Annotated in this window: 18 protein-coding genes and 1 tRNA gene; 13 read left to right on the forward strand and 6 right to left on the reverse strand. The window is 52.3% G+C overall.

The window, feature by feature from the left end:
* Positions 1-44 precede the first annotated feature (44 nt).
* Positions 45-120, forward strand: a tRNA-Asn gene (locus FDX24_RS15735).
* 104 nt (positions 121-224) lie between these two features.
* Here FDX24_RS15735 and fhuE read toward each other — a convergent pair.
* Positions 225-2,411 carry a ferric-rhodotorulic acid/ferric-coprogen receptor FhuE gene (fhuE, locus tag FDX24_RS15740; protein WP_137364583.1) on the reverse strand — a complete coding sequence of 729 codons (2,187 nt, stop codon included), beginning with the start codon at positions 2,409-2,411 and terminating at the stop codon, positions 225-227.
* Positions 2,412-2,759: 348 nt separating this feature from the next.
* On the opposite strand from fhuE, the gene hinT reads away from it, so the two are divergent.
* The 8 genes from hinT to FDX24_RS15780 all read left to right on the forward strand — a co-directional run bounded on the left by hinT (position 2,760) and on the right by FDX24_RS15780 (position 8,805).
* Positions 2,760-3,119 carry a purine nucleoside phosphoramidase gene (hinT, locus tag FDX24_RS15745; RefSeq protein WP_005121105.1) on the forward strand — a complete coding sequence of 120 codons (360 nt, stop codon included), beginning with the start codon at positions 2,760-2,762 and terminating at the stop codon, positions 3,117-3,119.
* A 2-nt stretch (positions 3,120-3,121) separates the two neighbouring features.
* Complete coding sequence (locus FDX24_RS15750) at positions 3,122-3,496, forward strand: YcfL family protein (protein WP_048211964.1); 375 nt, start codon at positions 3,122-3,124, stop codon at positions 3,494-3,496.
* A 22-nt stretch (positions 3,497-3,518) separates the two neighbouring features.
* Entirely contained in the window at positions 3,519-4,151 is a 633-nt protein-coding gene (gene lpoB, locus FDX24_RS15755) for a penicillin-binding protein activator LpoB (RefSeq protein ID WP_137364623.1), read from the forward strand.
* The gene (thiK, locus tag FDX24_RS15760) at positions 4,132-4,956 is read left to right on the forward strand and encodes a thiamine kinase (RefSeq protein ID WP_137364584.1); all 825 of its coding nucleotides are present in this window, start codon (positions 4,132-4,134) and stop codon (positions 4,954-4,956) included. Before lpoB ends, thiK begins: the two co-directional genes overlap by 20 nt.
* A gap of 10 nt (positions 4,957-4,966) precedes the next feature.
* Positions 4,967-5,992, forward strand: coding sequence for a beta-N-acetylhexosaminidase (nagZ, locus tag FDX24_RS15765; RefSeq protein WP_115602217.1), 1,026 nt, complete (start codon positions 4,967-4,969; stop codon positions 5,990-5,992).
* A gap of 21 nt (positions 5,993-6,013) precedes the next feature.
* Positions 6,014-6,556, forward strand: a complete 543-nt coding sequence (gene ycfP / locus FDX24_RS15770; RefSeq protein WP_061067733.1) for an alpha/beta hydrolase YcfP — start codon at positions 6,014-6,016, stop codon at positions 6,554-6,556.
* Positions 6,557-6,792: 236 nt separating this feature from the next.
* The gene (gene ndh, locus FDX24_RS15775; protein ID WP_048211961.1) at positions 6,793-8,097 is read left to right on the forward strand and encodes an NADH-quinone dehydrogenase; all 1,305 of its coding nucleotides are present in this window, start codon (positions 6,793-6,795) and stop codon (positions 8,095-8,097) included.
* A gap of 168 nt (positions 8,098-8,265) precedes the next feature.
* Positions 8,266-8,805, forward strand: coding sequence for a glycine zipper 2TM domain-containing protein (locus FDX24_RS15780; RefSeq protein WP_048211960.1), 540 nt, complete (start codon positions 8,266-8,268; stop codon positions 8,803-8,805).
* Positions 8,806-8,861: 56 nt separating this feature from the next.
* Here the strand turns inward: FDX24_RS15780 and FDX24_RS15785 are convergent, their stop codons facing one another.
* Both FDX24_RS15785 and comR read right to left on the reverse strand, forming a co-directional pair.
* Positions 8,862-11,042, reverse strand: coding sequence for a TonB-dependent siderophore receptor (locus FDX24_RS15785; protein ID WP_137364585.1), 2,181 nt, complete (start codon positions 11,040-11,042; stop codon positions 8,862-8,864).
* Positions 11,043-11,297: 255 nt separating this feature from the next.
* Positions 11,298-11,933, reverse strand: coding sequence for a TetR family copper-responsive transcriptional repressor ComR (comR, locus tag FDX24_RS15790; RefSeq protein ID WP_115643520.1), 636 nt, complete (start codon positions 11,931-11,933; stop codon positions 11,298-11,300).
* 243 nt (positions 11,934-12,176) lie between these two features.
* Between comR and bhsA the strand changes: the two genes are divergently transcribed.
* Positions 12,177-12,434, forward strand: coding sequence for a multiple stress resistance protein BhsA (gene bhsA / locus FDX24_RS15795; protein WP_040231961.1), 258 nt, complete (start codon positions 12,177-12,179; stop codon positions 12,432-12,434).
* Positions 12,435-12,517: 83 nt separating this feature from the next.
* On the opposite strand, the gene FDX24_RS15800 is transcribed toward bhsA, so the two are convergent.
* The 3 genes from FDX24_RS15800 to FDX24_RS15810 all read right to left on the reverse strand — a co-directional run bounded on the left by FDX24_RS15800 (position 12,518) and on the right by FDX24_RS15810 (position 18,260).
* Positions 12,518-13,483 carry a L,D-transpeptidase family protein gene (locus tag FDX24_RS15800; RefSeq protein ID WP_137364586.1) on the reverse strand — a complete coding sequence of 322 codons (966 nt, stop codon included), beginning with the start codon at positions 13,481-13,483 and terminating at the stop codon, positions 12,518-12,520.
* Between the two features lie 147 nt (positions 13,484-13,630).
* Complete coding sequence (gene mfd, locus FDX24_RS15805; protein ID WP_115643519.1) at positions 13,631-17,077, reverse strand: transcription-repair coupling factor; 3,447 nt, start codon at positions 17,075-17,077, stop codon at positions 13,631-13,633.
* A 118-nt stretch (positions 17,078-17,195) separates the two neighbouring features.
* Complete coding sequence (locus FDX24_RS15810) at positions 17,196-18,260, reverse strand: acyltransferase family protein (protein WP_061067738.1); 1,065 nt, start codon at positions 18,258-18,260, stop codon at positions 17,196-17,198.
* Between the two features lie 261 nt (positions 18,261-18,521).
* Here FDX24_RS15810 and lolC point away from each other — a divergent pair, with 261 nt between their 5' ends.
* Genes lolC through lolE form a run of 3 tightly spaced genes read left to right on the forward strand, consistent with a single transcriptional unit; the run spans position 18,522 to position 21,659 of the window.
* The gene (gene lolC, locus FDX24_RS15815; RefSeq protein ID WP_003030806.1) at positions 18,522-19,721 is read left to right on the forward strand and encodes a lipoprotein-releasing ABC transporter permease subunit LolC; all 1,200 of its coding nucleotides are present in this window, start codon (positions 18,522-18,524) and stop codon (positions 19,719-19,721) included.
* Positions 19,714-20,415, forward strand: coding sequence for a lipoprotein-releasing ABC transporter ATP-binding protein LolD (lolD, locus tag FDX24_RS15820; RefSeq protein WP_003030805.1), 702 nt, complete (start codon positions 19,714-19,716; stop codon positions 20,413-20,415). Before lolC ends, lolD begins: the two co-directional genes overlap by 8 nt.
* On the forward strand, positions 20,415-21,659 hold the full coding sequence (lolE, locus tag FDX24_RS15825; protein WP_137364587.1) for a lipoprotein-releasing ABC transporter permease subunit LolE: 1,245 nt from the start codon (positions 20,415-20,417) through the stop codon (positions 21,657-21,659). The genes lolD and lolE overlap by 1 nt, the downstream gene beginning before the upstream one ends.
* Positions 21,660-21,671: the final 12 nt, after the last annotated feature.

A 21,671-nucleotide genomic window follows, 5' to 3' on the forward strand; every position in this document is an offset into this window, starting at 1 on the left:
ACAACGCAGACAGGCATCGCTAATATTCGCCCCGTTCACACGATTCCTCTGTAGTTCAGTCGGTAGAACGGCGGACTGTTAATCCGTATGTCACTGGTTCGAGTCCAGTCAGAGGAGCCATATTTAAGAAGCCCGCTTAAGGAAACTTGAGCGGGCTTTTTGCTTTTTAGCTTTTCAGTAAATCCACCCGACATGCAGGTGGATACTTTACAGACTGGGTATTATCAGAACTGGTAGCTGGCAGTGAGGCTGACGTTACGCGGCTCACCATAGACGATAGAGCCTTCGACATTGGTATCGTAGGTTTTATCGAACAGGTTATTGATATTGCCCTGGAGGGCGAAATTCTTCGTTACCTGGTAGCGAGTGAATAAATCCACCAACGCGTAGCTTCCCTGTTCTGCACGGAACGTGCCGTATGGCGTCACGGTATCGCTATACACTCGATTCTGCCAGTTAACTCCGCCCCCCACGGTCAGTGCCGGCAGGGCAGGCAGGTTATAACGGGTGAACAGTTTTACTGTAGTACGCGGCAGGTTCGGATTGACGGCATTGCCGTCGTTGTCATCCGCAACGTACCGCGTTGCGCCGAAAGTCATCTGCCAGTTATCCGTGATCGCACCGTTCACTTCGAATTCAACGCCTTTGCTGACCGTTCCATCCATCGCTTTAAAGGCCGTATCCCCATTGCTACCGGCGATTGGTACGCCGGTTGATTGCGCCACGTTATCCTGCTCAATGCGGAATACGGCGAGGGTGGTGGTTAAACGGCTGTTCATCCAGTCTGATTTCAGACCAACCTCGTAGTTGTTGCCGGTAATAGGGGAGAGATATTTACCGGAACTGTCGCGTTTGTTCTGCGGCTGGAAGATAGAGGTATAGCTGGCGTAAGTGGACCAGTTATCATCGATGTCATAAACCAGACCCGCATAGGGCGTGGTGTGGTTTTGTTCCATGCTGTAGGTCAAGGTGTCGATACGCCAGTTGGTATAGCGCGCGCCGACGATCAAATGCAATGGGTCGGCCAGAGAAATGCGTGTCGCGGCGTACAGCGATTTCATGTGCGTGGTATCGTCCTGGGCCAGCGATTGCGGATTCCAGTTGGTTTCCGGGAAGTTACCGTCGTAGGTATAGAAGCTACCTATTTCGTTGGGGAATACGTTCGCCCACGAGCTCTCATAACGGTTATTTTGCTTGCTGTAACTGCCGCCCAGCATCAGGTTATGCTGACGACCAAACAGGTCGTAGCCACCATCGGCAAAGAGATCGACGGCATCGACTTTACGCTTGCCGCTGTTCCAGCCTGTTCCACCCACGTAATCATAGCCCGGTCCATAGTTGCCATAGGGACCGATCAGTGTGCCGTCAGCTTTATTAACGTAAGCGTCGACGTACATCATCTTGCTGTCGAACTTGACCTCGGAATGTGTGGCATTCAGGGTTGTTTGCCAGGTATCCGCGAAACGCTGTTTGAGTGACACGAAGACTTTGTTGATGTCTTTGTCATTGTAAGTCCAGTCAGGCGCGGTGCTGCGCGAGCGGTCGTAGCTGTTTTTGCTGCCATCGGTATTCCAGCGCGGCAAGCCGCCCCAGGTCGGACTGTTGATATCAATACGCTGGTATTCGTAACCTGCTGACAGGCTGGTGGTGTCGCCCAGATCGGCATCGACAATCCCCGAGAAAAACATTTTTTCATTGTTGTAACGGTCAAGCCAGGAATCGTTATTTTGATAACCCGCCACGATGCGGGCACGCACGTTGCCGTCTGTCGTCAATGGGCTTTGCAGATCGGTCACATAGCGTTGCTTATTCCAACTTCCGTATTCCGCGGAGACATTCCCCGTGAACTCGCGGCTGGTTGCATGTTTACGGATCATGTTAATGGAGGCCGAAGGATTCCCCGTGCCGGTCATTAACCCGTTTGCGCCACGAACCACCTCTATACGTTCAAACAAGGCCGTGTCAGAAAGGGCATCGCCGAGGTTCCAGCGGGATTCAAAATAGGTCGGGATCCCATCGACCATGTAGTTATCGATCTGGAATCCGCGAGAGAAATAGCTGCTGCGATCAGAGTCCGCCTGGCTTTTACTGATCCCCATGGTGTTATCCATCACATCGCCCAGTGTCTGGAGTTGCTGATCTTCCATACGCTGTTGGCTGACGATGCTGACAGATTGCGGGATATCTCGCTGTGTCATCTGCATTTTTGTGCCTGCGGATGTCGATTTAACGCTGTAATCCTGCTCATCACTGGATGTGGCGGAGGCTGAACCATCAACGATCACGGTCTCTTCTGCGGAGGCGGCGAGGCTGGTACAAGGCAATAACGCAGCCGTAATACAGGCTGCCAGGAGGGATGGGACAATGGCAGAACGATGCTGTTCGTCCCTGTAGTGTGTTGTGAAAGACATCGGAAAGTCCTTGATAATTATTAATATTAAGTTCGAATCACGTGACTGCGTAATGAACCCTTTGGCTGTTAATTATTTTTCTTTCATGAGAATGCAAATGCGAAATATACGCATTTGCATTCAATATGTAAACAAATGCTACGCATAAATGAAATATTGTTTCAGTACTATGTCAGAGCGATAGCGCCGGGAAATGGTTATAAGAACAGCGCTGGCAGGGCTTTTTGCTTAAAAAATCGAGGGTTAAAGTTGAAAGAGCGTGAGTAACTCGCTCATACTCTATACTCGCAGAGTCACCCGGCGTAGCATGGCACAACGCATGGGCTCTTAATGAAAAAGGAAAACGTCGTGGCAGAAGAAACTATATTCAGCAAAATTATTCGTCGTGAAATTCCGTCGGACATCGTATACCAGGATGAACTGGTCACTGCGTTTCGTGATATTTCACCTCAGGCACCAACGCATATTCTGATCATCCCGAACGTTTTAATCCCAACCGTCAACGATGTGACGGCAGAGCATGAGCAGGCGCTGGGACGAATGATCACAGTGGCGGCGAAAATCGCTGAGCAGGAAGGCATTGCCGAAGATGGATACCGTTTGATTATGAATACCAACCGTCACGGCGGTCAGGAGGTGTATCACATTCATATGCATCTGCTGGGTGGACGTGCGCTTGGTCCAATGCTCGCGCATAAAGGTCTTTAATAATGACCAGAGGATGCATTGCGCTTACGTTGGGTCTGCTGTTGCTGGCTGGCTGCCGTTCACACCCGGAAATTCCGGTCAGTGATGAACAGTCTCTGGTGATGGAATCAACAGTACTGGCGGCGGGTATCACCGCAGAGCCGCCTGAATTAACAACGTCTGATATTCAGGCCTCAGCATCCTCACGACTCTATAACGAAAGACAAGAACCCGTTACCGTTCATTATCGGTTTTACTGGTATGACGCCAGAGGGCTGGAGATGCACCCTCTGGAAGCGCCACGCAGCATGACTATCCCGGCTCGTTCGTCGGTAACGCTGTACGGCAGCGCCAATTATCTGGGGGCGCACAAGGTTAGGCTTTATCTTTATTTGTAAGGGGTGAATCTTGAAGATCAAAATGAATCGCTACGCATTGATTGCCGCGCTGGCGATGTTTCTCTCTGGTTGTGTGGCTCAACGTGAGCCCGCGCCGGTAGAGGAAGTGAAGCCAGTACCGGAACAACCCGTGCAGCAGCAACAGCCAGTTCCGGTTGTACCAACGGTGCCAACCATACCGCAGCAGCCGGGTCCGATTGAACACGAGGACCAAACGGCGCAGCCAACCCCACGTCAGCGTCATTATGACTGGAACGGGGCAATGCAGCCGATGGTCGGCAAAATGCTGCAAGCTGAGGGTGTGAAAGCTGGGGGCGTACTGCTGGTTGATAGCGTAAATAACCGTACCAACGGCTCGTTAAACGCGGGTGAAGCCACCGAGACTTTGCGAAATGCGCTGGCGAATAATGGTAAATTTACCCTGGTTTCTGCGCAGCAGTTGGCAGTAGCCAAGCAGCAGTTAGGTCTGTCGCCGAACGACAGCCTGGGAACACGCAGCAAAGCGATTGGTATTGCCCGTAACGTTGGCGCGCAGTATGTGCTCTATTCCAGCGCTTCCGGTAACGTCAATTCACCTGCGCTGCAAATGCAATTAATGCTGGTACAAACTGGCGAGATAATCTGGTCAGGTAAAGGTGCCGTTCAGCAACAATAACAAACTGACGCGCGATGAAGTTCTGTCGCGCTATTTCCCGCAGTATCATCCCGTCGCAGCCAGCCAGAGCGGCCTAAGCGGCGGGAGCTGCATCATCGAACATCAAGCCCACCGTTTAGTGTTGCGCTGTCATCACGATCCTTACGCGCCAGAATCGCATTTCTTACGCCACTATCATGCGTTAAAGCATTTGCCAGAAAGTCTTGCGCCGCGTCCTCGCTTTTATACGCGCGGATGGATGGTCGTCGACTTTTTTCACGGTAAGGTAGAATCCAGATTACCGGACGCCGACGAACTCGCTGGCTTATTGTATCATCTGCACCAGCAGCCCCGATTCGGCTGGCGAATCAGCCTGCTGTCGCTACTCGAGCAGTACTGGCAGTGTAGCGATCCGGCACGTCGTACGCCATGCTGGTTGCGCGCCCTGAAGCGGCTAAGAAAAAGCGGTGAGCCTCGACCTTTGCGCCTGGGGCCGCTGCATATGGATGTCCACGGCGACAACATCGTACGTACAGACTCAGGGCTGCGGCTGATTGACTGGGAATATGCCGGCGACGGTGATATCGCGCTGGAACTGGCGGCGGTATGGGTCAGCGATGAGTCCCAGCACCAACGGCTGGTTAGCGCCTACGCCCAACGAGCGCATATTGAGCAAGATGCGCTCTGGCGACAGGTCAGGCGATGGCAAATCTGGATAATGATGCTGAAGGCGGGGTGGTTTGAGTATCGCTGGCAACAAACCGGCGATCGACAATTTATCAGGCTGGCCGATGAAACCTGGCGGCAGCTAACAATGAAAGGATAAGGAGAGCAGTGTGGGCCCAGTAATGTTGGATGTCGAAGGGTATGAGCTGGACGCTGAAGAGCGTGAGATTCTGGCGCATCCGCTGGTAGGTGGGTTGATCCTCTTTACCCGAAATTATCATGACCCGGAACAGTTGCGTGAATTAGTGCGCCAGATCCGCGCGGCATCGCGTAATCATCTGGTGGTGGCAGTGGATCAGGAAGGGGGGCGCGTCCAGCGCTTTCGTGAAGGTTTTACCCGTCTGCCCGCGGCGCAATCTTTTGCTGCACTGCATGGGCTGGAAGAGGGGGGCAAACTGGCTCAGGAAGCTGGATGGCTGATGGCCAGTGAAATGATCGCGATGGATATTGATATTAGCTTCGCGCCCGTTCTGGATGTGGGGCATATCAGCGCAGCAATCGGCGAGCGCTCTTACCATGCCGATCCGCAAAAAGCGTTAGCGATGGCAACCCGCTTTATTGATGGCATGCATGCGGCCGGAATGAAAACGACCGGTAAACACTTCCCCGGACATGGTGCAGTGACGGCGGATTCGCATAAAGAAACGCCAACCGATCCGCGTTCAGAAGCCGAGATCCGCGCGAAAGATATGTCGGTATTCCAGACGTTAATCACTGAAAACAAACTGGATGCCATTATGCCTGCTCACGTCATCTACAGTGATGTGGACCCGCGCCCGGCGAGCGGCTCGCCACACTGGTTAAAAACGGTACTGCGTCAGGAGCTGGGTTTTGACGGCGTGATTTTCTCCGACGATTTGTCGATGGAAGGTGCGGCGATTATGGGGAGCTACGCAGAGCGCGGGCAGGCATCGCTGGATGCAGGTTGCGATATGATCCTGGTCTGCAATAATCGTAAGGGAGCGGTCAGTGTGTTAGATAATCTGTCGCCGATCAATGCAGAACGTGTTACACGTTTGTATCATAAAGGTTCATTTTCACGTCAGGAACTGATGGACTCGGCACGCTGGAAGACGGTAAGCGCCCAGCTCAACCAGCTTCATGAGCGCTGGCAGGAAGAGAAAGCAGGTCATTAACGCACGTTTGGCGAGGATGCGATGATTATCTATTTACACGGTTTTGACTCTAACAGTCCGGGCAACCACGAGAAAGTATTGCAACTGCAATTTATTGACCCGGATGTCAGGCTGATTAGCTACAGTACGCGGCATCCTAAACATGATATGCAGCATCTGCTGAAAGAAGTGGACAAAATGCTGCAGCTTAATGTCGACGACCGACCGCTGATTTGTGGCGTCGGGCTCGGGGGATATTGGGCAGAACGAATTGGTTTCCTGTGTGATATTCGTCAGGTGGTGTTTAACCCTAACCTGTTCCCGTATGAGAATATGGAAGGGAAAATCGACAGGCCGGAAGAGTATGCTGATATCGCCACAAAATGTGTGACCAACTTCCGCGAGAAAAATCGCGATCGCTGCCTGGTTATTCTGTCACGCCATGATGAAGCCTTGAACAGCCAGCGTTCATCGGAGGAGCTGCATCATTACTATGAAATTGTATGGGATGAAGAACAAACCCATAAATTCAAAAATATCTCCCCGCATTTGCAGCGAATCAAAGCGTTCAAGACGTTAGGTTAATCTTTACTGAGCGTTTAAAAAACCAGCCTTCGGGCTGGTTTTTTTGTCCTAAAAGTCTGGGTTGTCTATCTTTTCAGCATCAAAACTTGATGCACATCAATTTTGGTATGACCAATGCACCGTTCGTGTTATTCTCAGTCTCGAGGAACATTTTCAATATCGTAACTTGTTGTTAATTAAAGGCTATATACATAACTTTTAATTAACAATTGGTTAATAAATTTGAGGGGGTCACGTTGACTACACCATTGAAAAGGATCGTGATTGTCGGCGGCGGTGCTGGCGGACTGGAAATGGCGACGCAGTTGGGTAAAAAACTGGGTCGTAAGAAAAAGGCAAAAATCACGCTGGTAGACAGAAACCACAGCCACCTGTGGAAACCGTTGCTGCACGAAGTAGCAACAGGATCGCTGGATGAAGGTGTTGATGCGCTGAGCTATCTGGCGCATGCCCGTAACCATGGGTTCCAGTTCCAGCTGGGTTCGGTGATGGATATCGATCGTGAAGCGAAAACCATCACGATTGCTGAGCTGCGAGACGAGAAAGGCGATCTGCTGGTCCCTGAGCGTAAAGTGCCATATGACACGCTGGTGATGGCACTGGGCAGTACGTCCAACGATTTCAACACGCCGGGCGTCAAAGAGAACTGTATTTTCCTCGATAACCCGCACCAGGCGCGTCGCTTCCACCAGGAAATGCTGAATCTGTTCCTGAAATATTCTGCAAACCTGGGCGCGAACGGCAAAGTGAATATCGCTATCGTCGGCGGTGGTGCAACGGGGGTAGAACTCTCCGCTGAGCTGCACAATGCGGTAAAACAGTTGCACAGCTATGGTTATAAAGGGCTGACCAATGAAGCGCTGAACGTCACACTGGTGGAAGCCGGTGAACGTATTTTGCCAGCGTTGCCGCCGCGTATTTCCAGCGCCGCGCATAACGAGTTAACCAAGCTGGGCGTACGTGTACTGACTCAGACGATGGTCACCAGCGCTGACGAAGGTGGGTTGCATACCAAAGATGGCGAGTACATCAAAGCTGATCTGATGGTGTGGGCAGCAGGTATCAAAGCGCCAGACTTTATGAAAGAGATTGGTGGTCTGGAAACCAACCGTATCAACCAACTGGTGGTTGAACCAACCCTGCAGACGTCGCGTGATCCGGACATCTATGCGATTGGTGACTGTGCTTCCTGCGCGCGTCCGGAAGGGGGTTTTGTGCCGCCGCGTGCCCAGGCTGCGCACCAGATGGCATCCTGCGCGATGAACAACATTCTGGCGCAGATGAACGGTAAACCGCTAAAAGCGTATCAGTATAAAGATCACGGTTCTCTGGTTTCTCTCTCCAACTTCTCTACCGTGGGCAGTCTGATGGGCAACCTGACGCGTGGCTCAATGATGGTGGAAGGGCGTATTGCACGCTTTGTCTACATTTCACTGTACCGTATGCACCAGATTGCGCTGCATGGTTACTTCAAAACCGGCCTGATGATGTTGGTTGGCAGCATTAACCGGGTGATTCGTCCGCGTCTTAAACTGCACTAATACTGGCTTATAATGCCGGATGGAATGCTTCATCCGGCACTTTCTTTCAGAGTTCTCTGAATCATGCTGCTTTACCCCCTTTCTCCGCGATTTTCATCCGTAATCTGATTGGCATTATTTACCTTCTGTTGCAAAGTTGTTGCTAATAGCAAAAAAGGAGGAAGTCCCGTGAATAAATCAATGTTGGCGGGTATAGGGATTGGCGTAGCTGCTGCGCTGGGTGTGGCAGCGGTGGCCAGTCTAAACGTTTTTGAGCGTGGCCCACAGTTTGCACAAGTCGTCTCTGCAACACCGATTAAAGAAACGGTAAAAACACCGCGCCAGGAATGTCGTAACGTAACGGTTACTCACCGTAAACCTGTACAGGATGAAAACCGTATTGCCGGTTCCGTGCTGGGTGCGGTTGCCGGGGGCGTAATTGGTCATCAGTTTGGTGGTGGCCGCGGCAAAGACATTGCGACCGTTGCTGGTGCGCTAGGTGGCGGTTATGCAGGTAACCAGATTCAGGGGTCAATGCAGGAAAACGATACGTACACAACCACACAACAACGTTGTAAAACAGTGTATGACAAATCAGAAAAAATGCTGGGCTACGACGTAACGTATAAAATTGGCGATCAGCAGGGCAAAATCCGCATGGATAAAGATCCCGGTACGCAAATTCCGCTGGATAACAACGGCCAGTTGGTTCTGAATAACAAGGCGTAAAATAGCGTTATCATGAATATTAGCCCCCCATCGCTCAGGCTGGGGGGCTTTTTTTATCAGAAGGTTAAGGCATAGTTCAAACCAAAGGTGCGACCCCGACCTTTGTATTCATACAAGGATGGACTGCCATAAGTCGGGCTGTAGAGTAACGGTGCACGCTGTCCCCAGAGGGTGGTGTACTCTTCATTCAGCAGGTTCTCAACGCTAAAGTTCAGTTTACCCAGCGGGAGCTGATAGCTGCCGATAAAGTCCATCGTATTGTACCCATCCAGCTTGTTGCCACTGGCGTCGCTCAGGTCAAATGTCTGCTGACTCTGTACTCGCAGCGACCACGGTTCTGGCGCCCAGCCAACCCATGCGGTTGCTTTAGATGGCGAAGCCAGAGTGACATCCCATTTTTGCCATTTACCGTTTTGCTTCACTTCCGATTTAATGATGTTGAAGTTACTTCCCAGACTCCAGTCTGTATCAGCAATGAAATAATCCACCGCGCCTTCAAGGCCATAAATCCGGCGATCGTCGGGTTGTACGTTAATAGTCATATCGTTGCGGTTAACGACGATCGATTTATCAGACGTGGAATAGTAAGCGGCGAGCTGTGTACGCAGGTTATCGCCGGTGTAGCGCCACCCCAGTTCGTAAGAGTTAACTTTAATGCCTTCCAGACGTGAATCCGCTACGTTAACACTGCGCTGGAGCTGATAATGATCACCAACCAGCGAGTAGGTACCGTTACCGTAGTATTTTCCGGGATCGGGAAGTTCCACACCTTGAGAGAAGTTGAACCAGGTCTGCTGGCGATCGGTCAGGTGTGCGAGGATGCCCGCGTTAAACAGGAAGTTATCATAGTCTGCTTTGCCACCCGGGATACTATCAGCAGAGTTCGCCAGACCCGTTGCGATGCCTTGTTGTTGCGTATAGCCGACAAAATCATCAACGCGGTTTTCAGTCCACTGGTAGCGGATACCGCCGCTGAGCGTAAAGATGTCATTAATGTCGTAGCTGTTTTGCAGGAAAGGCGCGAAGTTGGTGATGCTGTAACCGGGATAACGCCCGGTGGTGTAGGCCGTTCGATTATCCATACCGCCAGAGGGGAGGGAATAAGCAAGATCGAAGAATTCTTGATTGGAATCGAATGTTTCGTGATCGGCGTCGATACCCCATGTCAGTTCCCAGTTTTCCATCAGCTGGCTGTTGAGGGTGATTTTGGCACCAAACTGGTCAGTATCCTGCTGTGATGCGGAGAAACTGGTGACCTTACCTTTGCTCAGCGTAGGGAAGGGATAGAATTTAAGTGATTCGTCACGGTAATAGATCTGGCTGACCAGATTCTGGCCGAAGAAATTGGCATCGGAATATTGCAGACTGATCAGATGCCGTTCCGTGCCGGGGATACGGTCGGAATTGAGACCGCTGCTGGTATGAGCGTTGCCGGTTCCCGTCACGGCAGACATGTTCTTGCCGAGATCCAGTCCGTAGTCGTCATCTCCCTGGCTTTTGTAGTACTGCGTAACCAGCTGCAGCTGGCGGTTGTCATCAAGCTCAATCGTCCCGGTACCCATCAGATCCAGGCGATCGGAATTCTGCAGACCGGTTTGGGTATTATCGAGCATTAAGGCGTCGTGGTTGGCATCATACCACCCCCCAAACCGTTGATAAGCGACAGACATGCGTCCGGATGCGCGGTCGGTTCCTCCGCTCACTGCGGCGGCAACACGCTCGTCATGATCGTTACTGTTGTTGAAACCGCTTTTGCTGCCCAGTTCGAGTTCAACTTCACGCTCAGGCTGACCTTTTTTGGTGACGATGTTGATCAAACCACCGGTACTTCCGCCGCCATACAGCGATGTTGCCCCGGAGATAACTTCAATGTGTGCAATATTAAACGGATCAATGGAGTCGAGCTGGCGGCTGTCGGTGCGGGAAGAGTTGAGACGAACACCGTCAATAAGCACAACGATGGCGCGACCACGCATGTTCATCCCGTAATTGGTCCGTCCCTGGCTGCTGACGTCGATTCCGGGGATCAACTGAGCCAGAACATCTTTAAACTCTTTCCCCCCCTGAACCTGCTGTTCAATCTCTCTGCCTTCGATAACCCATGTCGTTTGCGCCATTTCTGCCACGGTGCGTTGGCTCCGGTTGGCGCTGACGATGAGGTTCTCTTCCTCAGCCGCAATGGCCGGTAGGGTTAAAGACAACAGGAGAGGATTGAGCACCCAGAGACGCTTATTCATTTGTATTCCTTTTAAAAAGAGTCGATCTGTTTTTGTTATAGCGGTAGAGAAACCGATGGTTACATTGTGAAACAGGCATTAAAACAAATGCGAATATTGCTGATAACAATTGTCGTTATCAATACCTTTTACAAAAAATGTTCGGATAACACGATGAAAACAATGAGAAATGTAGGGACAATGGAACGGAAATCTAACCGGGGGCTCTATCAGCTCCCGGGGGGGTTAGTACAGCGGGGGAATTGCGGAAAAGGGTTAAGCTTTGACGAGTTCGGGCCACAGCCGCAGGGTGGTTCGTGCGATCTGCATCAGTTTTTCAAACGAGGCTCCTTCGCGGGCGCTGATCGACATACCCTGCAAAATACAGTTCAGATATTCAGCCAACTTTTGTACATCGCAGTGTGCCGGTATTTCACCCTTTTCCTGTCGTTGATGCAGAAACTGAGCCAGCGTCTGTTCCTGCATGGCGTGACGGGATTTAACCGTGTGCGCAATGTCCCGGGAGGAGGCGGCCAGCGTAGCGGATGTGTTAATCATGAAACATCCCGCAGGCGTGTCTTTACTGGTGAAGCAGGTCGCTATGGCGGTGAAATAGTCCTCAAGTGCAGATTCGAGGCTTTTTTCTTCACAAAACAGTTGGGCTTCGTGTTTTGCCGCGAAGCGACTGATATAGCGGTCCAGCACGGCACGAAACAGTCCTTCCTTATTGGTAAATTCTGCATACAGCGTAGGCGCTTTTGCCCCGGTTGCTTCTACGAGATCGGCGAGCGATGTCGCTTCATATCCGTGCTGCCAGAAGAGTGTCATGGCCTTATCAAGCGCGGCTTCCCTGTCGAACACTTTTGGTCGGCCACGGCTTTTTTTTGCACAACCTGTCGTTTCAGTTGTCATGGTGCCGTTGTACCTGGTTGGGTTTATTGAATAACCATTATAAAAATAATCGCGCAGACACTCCAGTGCATTCAAGATAAAAATAATTCAATGCTATTGATATGAAAAATAAGACCTTTGTACTTTAAATAACAATCGTTATAAAAAAATGTTGACGTGTGACCTGGATCACATCTATGATTTATCTATCGATCGTTAAGTTAATCGCTTACGGCACACATTCATCTGCTAAAGGTCACTATCATGAAAAACGTAAAAACTCTTTTTGTCGCTGCTGTCCTGAGCTCACTTTCATTTGCAAGCTTTGCCGCTGTTGAAGTTCAGGCTACACCTGCAGGCCAACAGAAAGTCGGTATTATCTCCGCCAACGCCGGGACTAATTTAGGTTCTCTGGAAGATCAACTGGCACAGAAAGCAGATGAAATGGGGGCGAAGTCATTCCGTATTACTTCTGTTACCGGTCCTAACACCCTTCACGGGACTGCAGTTATCTATAAATAAGTTGTAAGCCCTCGCAATGCCACTGCGAATTCAATAAAAAACCCCGCGGGAACAAACCGGCGGGGTTTTTTTATGGCCTGAATTTACAGCGTTTGTGCAGGAGCATCGTGATGGCGCGTCACGTCTACAGGCATGCCTGAACGTAGCTCCATTGCATGCTCCATCACAGCTGCGTCTGTTTGTGCCGCATTTTTAAAGTTCTGCATTGATGAATTCAACACGATTGGCAGTAACTGCGGGTCGTCATTAATCTTTTCTGACAGCGGTTGGTGTACTTCAACCAGGCGCATACCGTTAGGTTCAACGGAGGCTTTAATCGGCGTGTTGATGATGTTCACTTTGGTTCCCGGCGTAACCTGACGGAATAAGGTTTCAATATCACCGTCACGCAGGCGAATACACCCGGAACTAACACGCATACCGATGCCAAAATCCGCGTTGGTTCCATGCAGCAAATACACACCGCCGTAAGCCGCTAAGCGGATTGCATGATGGCCCATCGGGTTATCCGGCCCGGCAGGTACTACGGCAGGGAGGTCGATACCATTGGCTTTATACCGTGCGCGGATATTCGCTGTTGGTGTCCAGGTCGGGTTAGCACGCTTATCAGAGATGGTGGTGACCATTGTTGGCGTCAGGGTGTCGCCGCCTAACTGGCCAATGCCAATGGGATACACGGTCACCGATTTTGTCCCTGGCTGGTAATAGTAAAGACGCAGTTCGGCGAGGTTGATAACAATCCCTTCGCGCGGGGCGTCAGGTAGCAGAGTTTGTAACGGAATAGTCAGCACGCTGCCCGGACGTGGTACGTAAGGGTCAACGCCGGGGTTGGCCTGCAGCAGCGCTAAAAAGCCGACATTATATTTTTTCGCAATCGCTTCCAGAGAACCGCCATTGTCTTCAACAACGTGAACGGTATTCTGGCCCACCAGACGGCTTCCCGGCGGCGGGAGCGGCCAGGTATTCGCTTGAGCCGGGAGCGCTAATGCGACGGTCGCCGCGAGCGTAAAAAGCGTTAGCCAGCGAGAGAGTCGTTTATTGTTTAACATCACCTAAATCCATTGTTTTTACGTGGTTTTTATTATGTAAAAGTAAACAGGAATTATGGCGGTTTGCTGTGTCGGGAAGTGCAGGGAAGTGCAAAGAGTTTGTAAATTCATCGGCCGGGCAAGCACCGTGCTCACCCGGCCGGAACGCTATGCTATGGCGTTTTCTTCCAGTTGACGCATAAACTGACGTACCCAGTCGATACGGGTTTTACGCTCAGCTAAATCTTGCATGAACTTCAGCCTGGTTGGGCCATCCAGACGGAAGTGTTGGGGTTGCTTTTGCAGTAAGCCAATCAGCCACACCGGGTTGACGTGGTTCTTCTCGGCAAACTCAATCGTCCCGCCTTTTTCATTGCCTTCTAGCTTTCTGATACCCAGTTTTTGCGCTTGCTGGCGCAAACGGGCAATATCCAGCAACGTACGGGCCGGGTCAGGCAACAAACCAAAACGGTCTATCAGCTCGACCTTAATTTCTTCCAGCTCGTTTTCGCCTTTCGCACTGGCAATGCGCTTGTAGAACGACAGTCGCGTATTCACATCGGGGATGTAGTCATCTGGCAATAGTGACGGCATCCGCAACTCGACTTCAGTTTGCTGGTTGGTGAGATCTTCGAGTGACGGTTCGCGTCCCTCTTTTAGCGCGTCAACCGCGTTCTCCAGCAGTTCCATGTATAGTGAGAAGCCGATGGTTTCCATCGAACCGCTCTGATCTTCGCCCAGCAGTTCCCCCGCGCCGCGAATTTCGAGGTCGTGAGTGGCTAGCGCAAAACCTGCACCTAAATCTTCCAGTGATGCAATTGCCTCAAGGCGTTTTTGTGCATCGGTGGTCATCGCTTTCGGATGCGGCGTCAACAGCCAGGCATAGGCCTGATGGTGTGAACGTCCGACACGACCGCGCAACTGGTGTAATTGCGCTAAACCGAAGTGGTCAGCACGTTCAATGATGATGGTGTTTGCGGTGGGAATGTCGATCCCGGTTTCGATGATGGTGGTACACACCAGCACGTTGAAGCGCTGATGGTGGAAATCGTTCATCACGCGTTCCAGCTCGCGTTCGCGCATTTGTCCGTGTCCAATCCCGATTCGCGCTTCCGGTACCAGCTCTGCCAGCCTGTCAGCGGTTTTCTGGATGTTTTCAACATCGTTGAACAGATAGTAGACCTGCCCGCCGCGCAGCACTTCACGCAGGATAGCTTCGCGTACCACCAGGCTGTCGTATTCGCGCACGAAGGTTTTGACCGCCAGACGACGCGCTGGCGGTGTGGCGATGATCGACAGATCGCGCATGCCGCTCATCGCCATATTGAGCGTACGCGGAATAGGCGTTGCCGTCAGGGTCAGAATATCGACATCCGCGCGCATCGCCTTGATGCGTTCTTTGTGGCGAACGCCGAAACGGTGCTCTTCATCGACAATCAGCAGACCCAAATCTTTGAGTTTCACATCGCTTTGCAGCAGTTTGTGCGTGCCGATGAGAATATCGATTTTACCTTCGGCAACCTGCTCCAGAATCTGCGCTTGCTCTTTGGCGCTACGAAAACGGGACAGCATCTCAATGCGCACGGGCCAGTTGGCAAAACGATCGCGGAAGTTGTCGAAATGCTGCTGGGCGAGCAGGGTGGTCGGCACCAGCACGGCAACCTGCTTGTGATTCTCTACGGCGAGGAAGGCGGCGCGCATCGCGACTTCGGTTTTACCGAAGCCGACATCGCCACACACCAGGCGGTCCATGGCCAGCGGCTGACACATATCGCTGAGTACCGCGTTAATCGCCTGCGCCTGATCGGGTGTGGTTTCAAATGGGAAGCTGTCACAAAACAGCTGATACTGCTCGCGGTCGTGTTTAAAGGCAAAACCTTCTTTTGCCGCACGCTGGGCGTAAATATCCAGCAACTCCGCCGCGACGTCACGTACCTTCTCGGCGGCTTTCTGCCGGGCGCGTGACCAGGCATCGCCGCCAAGTTTATGCAGCGGGGCATTCTCTTCCGCGCCTCCGGCATAGCGGCTTATCAAATGCAACGATGACACCGGTACATACAATTTGGCGTCGTTGGCGTAGGTGAGCATCAGATATTCGCCGGTAATGCCGCCCGCTTCCAGCGTGGTCATACCGGCATAGCGACCCACGCCGTGCTCAAGGTGCACGACGGGTTGCCCCGGATGCAGCTCCGCGAGGTTACGAATTAACGTATCCGGGTTGATGGTACGACGAGAATCCTGGCGGCGGCGCGCCACGCGTTCACCCAGCAGATCGCTTTCACAAATCAGCGCCAGATTGCGTTTGCTATCGATGAAGCCATGCTCGGCTGCACCAATCATCAAATAACGACCATTGTCTGCGGCTTCATCAAGACGCAATATCCGCTTCGGCGCAACTTTGATGCGAGCCAGAAGTTCGCCGAGTGCTTCACGGCGACCTTCACTTTCCACTGAGAAAATTACCGGACCGGTAAAGCTCTCAAGGAATTTACGTAACGCATCTAACGGTGATTTTTGCTGCGCCTGCACGGCGATATCCGGCAGCTTCTGGAACCCGAGGTTAGTATTCGCAGCTTTGTTCGCCAGACTCTCGGTTTTTAGCTGAACGCGCGGCCAGCGTTTCAGTTCAGAAAACAGCTCATCCACCCGCAGCCACAGTGATTCAGGTGGCAGAAGCGGGCGCATCGGATCAACGCCGCGATTCTCAAAACGTGACAGGGTATCGGCCTGGAAGCGCTCAGCGCTGGTCTCGATATCGCCGGTATTCACCAGCAGCGTATTGGCCGGGAAGTAGCTGAACAACGGCGGCAACGGCTCGCTGAAAAATAGCGGCTGCCAGTATTCAATACCCGCAGGTAACGTGCCTTTGCTGACCTGCTGATAAATATGTTCGGCGTCGCGTTTCACCTCAAAGGTGTCGCGCCACTGACTGCGGAACAGCTCGATGGCCGTTTTGTCAGTCGGGAATTCGTGTGCGGGAAGCAAATTAATGGCGTCGACTTCTTCCAGCGTGCGCTGGGTGTCGGTATCAAACAGACGCAGGCTGTCGATTTCGTCATCAAAGAAATCAAGGCGATAAGGCAGCTCGCTGCCCATCGGGAACAGATCCAACAACGCGCCGCGCGTGGCGTATTCGCCGTGTTCCATGACCTGATCAACATGGCGATAGCCGGCGCTGTCCAGCTGCTCACGCAGGGCATCACGCGACAGGCGCTGACCCTTTTTCATCACCAGTGCATGACCGTGTAGATAGCTGTGCGGGCAGACGCGCTGCATCAACGTGTTGACCGGTACGATCAGCACACCGCGTTGCATCGCAGGCAGTTGATACAACGTGGAGAGTCGCGAGGAGATAATTTCCTGATGTGGGGAAAAACTGTCATAGGGCAGTGTTTCCCAGTCAGCCAGATTCATCACCATCTGGTCGGTAAACTGACGAATTTCATCATGCAAACGCAGTGCATTTTGCATGTCCGGCGCGATCAGCACCACTGGCCCCGCGTGATGTTCAGCGATTTCGGCGACCAGCGTCGCGCAGGCGGCACCGGTAAGTTCACCCAACTGGCGCTGATCGCCAGCTTTTGCTGGAAGCGTGTAACGATGTTGTTCAGGCATTCGGTTGTCAGGATCTCGTTTGGATATACGTCTGATAAGCAATGTTTCTTTATTATCCGTGATCGTTTCTCATAAGCAAATTGATTCGCCCCCGAAGGGGGGCAAAAACGCGTTGAAGTTAGCGCGAGGCGGTCGATAAAGAAGGCGGGGAAAATAGCAGGTCGGCCACTGTTTTTTGTGAAATTTTACGCACCAACAGGCCAAACAAGGTGCACAGCAGCAGGCAGGCGAACGGATACACCAGCAGCAGGGCCAGCTCTGCATATGCAGGCCAGGCGGCATGATTGATTTTGGGGATTAGCGTTAAGCTGAACAGCTCAACCAGAATACGGTGGGTGGTGTAGATGGCGATGGTATTGGCGCCAATCACGCTTAACGGGCCGGACTCACGCATACCAAAGCGCAGCTCAAATTGATAAAACAGCTTCATAATGAGTACGATGGAAAGAAGAGAAAGTAATAGTGAAACATTTGCCAGCCATGCAACGGCGGCGACGATTGTACTAACCAGAAAAAGCACAGAATGGCGGCGCAGGGGAACCTCTTTGATCCATGCCATCAGCGTTGCACCAAACCACGCGCCGAGGCTGTAGTATGGCAGGTTACGAATGACGCTGTTCATTCCCCACCACGGCGTCGGGACATAATTGATCGCCACGCTCAACACGACAAATAACGCCAACAATGGCGCCGCCCAGCGGCTGAAAAGCTTACACAAAACAAAATAAACAATCAGTGCGTACAGATACCACAAGCTGGTGCTGGCGGTGAGCATCCCGTGGGTAAAATCACTGATCGAATCGGCATAGGCGGCGTTGGCGGTATGGTTCAGATCGCGCTGCGGGGCCAGCCAGTTATTGAGCGCGACTAACGCCAGCCATTGTACCACCCCCCAAAGCACCAACACCCAGGCGATGCTCCAGATTCGTTTATCCAGGCAGGTGGTCCACGTGACGCTATCGATATAGCGACGGATCAGATACCCCGAAATAAAGAAAAACACCGGCATGCGAAACGGCGCAAGGTACAAGTTCAGGTAAATCCAGCATTTGCTCAGTATCTCTGAAAGCGGATGCTGAAACGTAGTGAGGTGCGGGTAAAACGTGATTACCGAGTGATAAATTACCACCAGACAAATACATAACCCTTTGATCTGGTTAATCCATAGTTCTTTTTTAATCATCGAGACGGCGTATCCATATTGATTGCTATAGCCTGCCATCCTGCGCAACTCGCGGTGGGCTGTAATGCGTAACTGTCTGCATTTTGTTTTTTTAAGATAAAGATCAGGGATCTGGACTTAAGAAAAGAGGGACAACTTTAGCGGATTGATTTATTTATACTTTTAGGACAAGTGCTGACGAACACTTACGGTTCAGTCATTTACCCATTCTGCTTTCGCTTATATACTCGTGACTTTGCTAACAGCAACCAGACGGATTTCATGTACCAACCTGTCGCTCTATTCATTGGCCTGCGTTATATGCGTGGGCGTGCAGCAGATCGCTTCGGTCGCTTCGTTTCCTGGCTCTCCACCATTGGCATTACCCTCGGGGTAATGGCGCTGGTCACGGTGTTGTCGGTGATGAACGGTTTCGAGCGCGAGCTGCAAAACAATATCCTTGGCCTGATGCCTCAGGCCGTTCTCTCGTCTGAACAGGGTTCTCTGAACCCGCAGCAACTGCCGGAAAAAGCGGTGGTGTTGAACGGCGTCAACCGCGTCGCACCGATAACTACGGGGGATGTGGTGCTGCAAAGTGCGCGTAGCGTGGCGGTCGGCGTGATGCTGGGCATCGACCCGGCGCAAAAAGATCCTCTCACGCCGTATCTGGTCAATGTGAAGCAAACAGATCTGCAGCCGGGTAAGTATAATGTCATCCTCGGTGAGCAGCTTGCCGGGCAGTTGGGCGTCAATCGCGGCGATCAAATTCGCGTGATGGTGCCTTCGGCCAGCCAGTTTACGCCGATGGGGCGTTTGCCGAGCCAGCGTCTGTTTACGGTGATTGGCACCTTCGCCGCCAACAGCGAAGTAGACGGCTACCAGATGCTGACCAACATTCAGGATGCTTCCCGCCTGATGCGCTATCCGGTGGGCAATATTACCGGCTGGCGTCTGTGGCTGAACGAACCGTTAAAAGTTGACACGCTGAGCCAGCAAACGCTGCCGCAGGGCACCAAATGGCAGGACTGGCGCGAGCGCAAAGGGGAACTGTTCCAGGCTGTGCGCATGGAGAAAAACATGATGGGGCTGCTGCTTAGCCTGATCGTGGCAGTTGCGGCTTTTAATATTATTACCTCGTTGGGTCTGATGGTAATGGAGAAGCAAGGGGAAGTGGCGATTCTACAAACGCAGGGGCTAACGCCGCGGCAAATCATGATGGTGTTTATGGTTCAGGGGGCCAGTGCCGGAATTATCGGCGCGCTGCTGGGCGCGGTGCTGGGCGCATTGCTTGCCAGCCAACTGAACAACCTGATGCCAATTATTGGTGTGCTGCTGGACGGTGCCGCGTTGCCGGTTGCTATTGAGCCGCTGCAGGTGATCGTCATTGCGCTGGTGGCGATGGCCATCGCGCTGCTGTCTACGCTTTATCCTTCCTGGCGCGCTGCCGCCACTCAACCCGCTGAGGCTTTACGTTATGAATAAGATCCTGTTGCAATGCGACAACCTGTGCAAACGCTATCAGGAAGGCACGGTGCAGACTGATGTTCTGCACGATGTCAGTTTTAGCGTCGGCGAGGGTGAGATGATGGCGATTGTCGGCAGCTCAGGCTCCGGCAAAAGTACACTGCTTCATCTGCTCGGCGGGCTGGATACACCGACTTCCGGCGACGTCATTTTTAGCGGTCAGCCGATGAGCAAACTCTCGTCAGCGGCGAAAGCGGAACTGCGTAATCAGAAGCTCGGATTTATTTACCAGTTCCACCATTTGTTGCCAGACTTTACCGCGCTGGAAAACGTGGCGATGCCGCTGCTGATCGGCAAGAAAAAACCGGCTGAAATAACCGAGCGCGCACGTGACATGCTGAAAGCGGTAGGGCTGGATCATCGTGCCAGTCATCGCCCGTCTGAACTGTCTGGCGGCGAACGCCAGCGTGTGGCCATCGCCCGTGCGCTGGTGAATAACCCGCGCCTGGTCCTGGCAGACGAGCCAACGGGTAACCTTGATGCGCGAAACGCGGACAGCATTTTCGAACTGCTGGGTGAGCTGAACCGCTCTCAGGGCACGGCATTTCTGGTGGTGACGCACGATCTACAACTGGCGAAGCGCATGAGCCGCCAGCTTGAAATGCGCGATGGTCGCCTGACGGCTGAACTGAGCCTGATGGGGGCTGAGTAATGGCATCGCCTTTATCATTATTGATTGGTCTGCGCTTTAGCCGCGGTCGGCGGCGCGGTGGCATGGTGTCGCTGATATCTGTGATTTCCACCGTTGGCATCGCGTTGGGTGTGGCGGTGTTGATCGTTGGTTTAAGTGCCATGAACGGATTTGAGCGAGAGTTGAACAACCGTATTCTGGCCGTGGTTCCGCACGGTGAGATTGAAGCGGTAAATCAGCCCTGGAACAACTGGCAGGAAGCACTCGACAAAGTTCAGAAAGTGCCTGGCATTGTCGCTGCTGCGCCTTATATCAATTTCACCGGGCTGGTGGAGAGTGGGGCGAACTTGCGCGCGGTGCAGGTGAAGGGCGTTGACCCGAAACAGGAACAGCGTTTAAGCGCACTGCCATCCTTCGTGCAAAACCACGCCTGGGATAATTTCAAAGCCGGTGAGCAGCAGGTCATTATTGGCAAGGGGATTGCGGACGCGCTGAAGGTGAAGCAGGGAGATTGGGTGTCGATTATGATCCCCAATGCCAGCGCCGATCACAAGCTACAGCAGCCTAAACGCGTGCGTTTGCACGTTACCGGTATTCTGCAACTGAGCGGTCAGCTCGATCACAGCTTCGCCATGATCCCAATGGAAGACGCGCAGCAGTACCTGGATATGGGTTCCAGCGTTTCCGGGATTGCCCTGAAGGTCAACGATGTCTTTAACGCCAATAAGTTGGTGCGAGATGCGGGCGAAGTGACCAATAACTATGTTTATATTAAGAGCTGGATCGGTACTTACGGCTATATGTATCGCGATATCCAGATGATCCGCGCCATTATGTATCTGGCGATGGTGCTGGTGATTGGCGTAGCCTGCTTTAATATCGTTTCAACGTTAGTGATGGCGGTAAAAGACAAAAGCGGCGATATTGCGGTATTAAGAACGCTGGGGGCGAAAGACGGACTGATCCGCGCCATCTTCGTCTGGTATGGACTGCTGGCGGGTCTGTTCGGTAGCCTGATAGGTGTGGTTATTGGTGTTGTTGTTTCTCTACAGCTCACACCGATTATCAATGGTATTGAGGCGCTTATCGGCCATCAGTTCCTCTCCGGCGATATCTATTTCATTGACTTCCTGCCATCGGAATTACACTGGCTGGATGTGATTTACGTGCTGGTGACAGCATTAGTGCTGAGTCTTTTGGCGAGTTGGTATCCGGCGCGTCGCGCCAGCAATATTGATCCTGCGAGAGTACTTAGCGGCCAATAACAATATATACAC

Source organism: Citrobacter sp. wls716, from assembly GCF_005280975.1.
Lineage (GTDB): Bacteria > Pseudomonadota > Gammaproteobacteria > Enterobacterales > Enterobacteriaceae > Citrobacter > Citrobacter youngae.

What these genes read in the sequence shown, in the direction of transcription:
- lolC (WP_003030806.1), top strand. Translation starts at nt 18,522, where the DNA reads ATGTACCAACCTGTCGCTCTATTCATTGGCCTGCGTTATATGCGTGGG.
- FDX24_RS15750 (WP_048211964.1), top strand. Translation starts at nt 3,122, where the DNA reads ATGACCAGAGGATGCATTGCGCTTACGTTGGGTCTGCTGTTGCTGGCT.
- lolE (WP_137364587.1), top strand. Translation starts at nt 20,415, where the DNA reads ATGGCATCGCCTTTATCATTATTGATTGGTCTGCGCTTTAGCCGCGGT.
- comR (WP_115643520.1), bottom strand. Translation starts at nt 11,933, where the DNA reads ATGACAACTGAAACGACAGGTTGTGCAAAAAAAAGCCGTGGCCGACCA.
- ycfP (WP_061067733.1), top strand. Translation starts at nt 6,014, where the DNA reads ATGATTATCTATTTACACGGTTTTGACTCTAACAGTCCGGGCAACCAC.
- lolD (WP_003030805.1), top strand. Translation starts at nt 19,714, where the DNA reads ATGAATAAGATCCTGTTGCAATGCGACAACCTGTGCAAACGCTATCAG.
- FDX24_RS15800 (WP_137364586.1), bottom strand. Translation starts at nt 13,483, where the DNA reads ATGTTAAACAATAAACGACTCTCTCGCTGGCTAACGCTTTTTACGCTC.
- FDX24_RS15810 (WP_061067738.1), bottom strand. Translation starts at nt 18,260, where the DNA reads ATGATTAAAAAAGAACTATGGATTAACCAGATCAAAGGGTTATGTATT.
- mfd (WP_115643519.1), bottom strand. Translation starts at nt 17,077, where the DNA reads ATGCCTGAACAACATCGTTACACGCTTCCAGCAAAAGCTGGCGATCAG.
- fhuE (WP_137364583.1), bottom strand. Translation starts at nt 2,411, where the DNA reads ATGTCTTTCACAACACACTACAGGGACGAACAGCATCGTTCTGCCATT.
- lpoB (WP_137364623.1), top strand. Translation starts at nt 3,519, where the DNA reads ATGAATCGCTACGCATTGATTGCCGCGCTGGCGATGTTTCTCTCTGGT.
- FDX24_RS15785 (WP_137364585.1), bottom strand. Translation starts at nt 11,042, where the DNA reads ATGAATAAGCGTCTCTGGGTGCTCAATCCTCTCCTGTTGTCTTTAACC.
- bhsA (WP_040231961.1), top strand. Translation starts at nt 12,177, where the DNA reads ATGAAAAACGTAAAAACTCTTTTTGTCGCTGCTGTCCTGAGCTCACTT.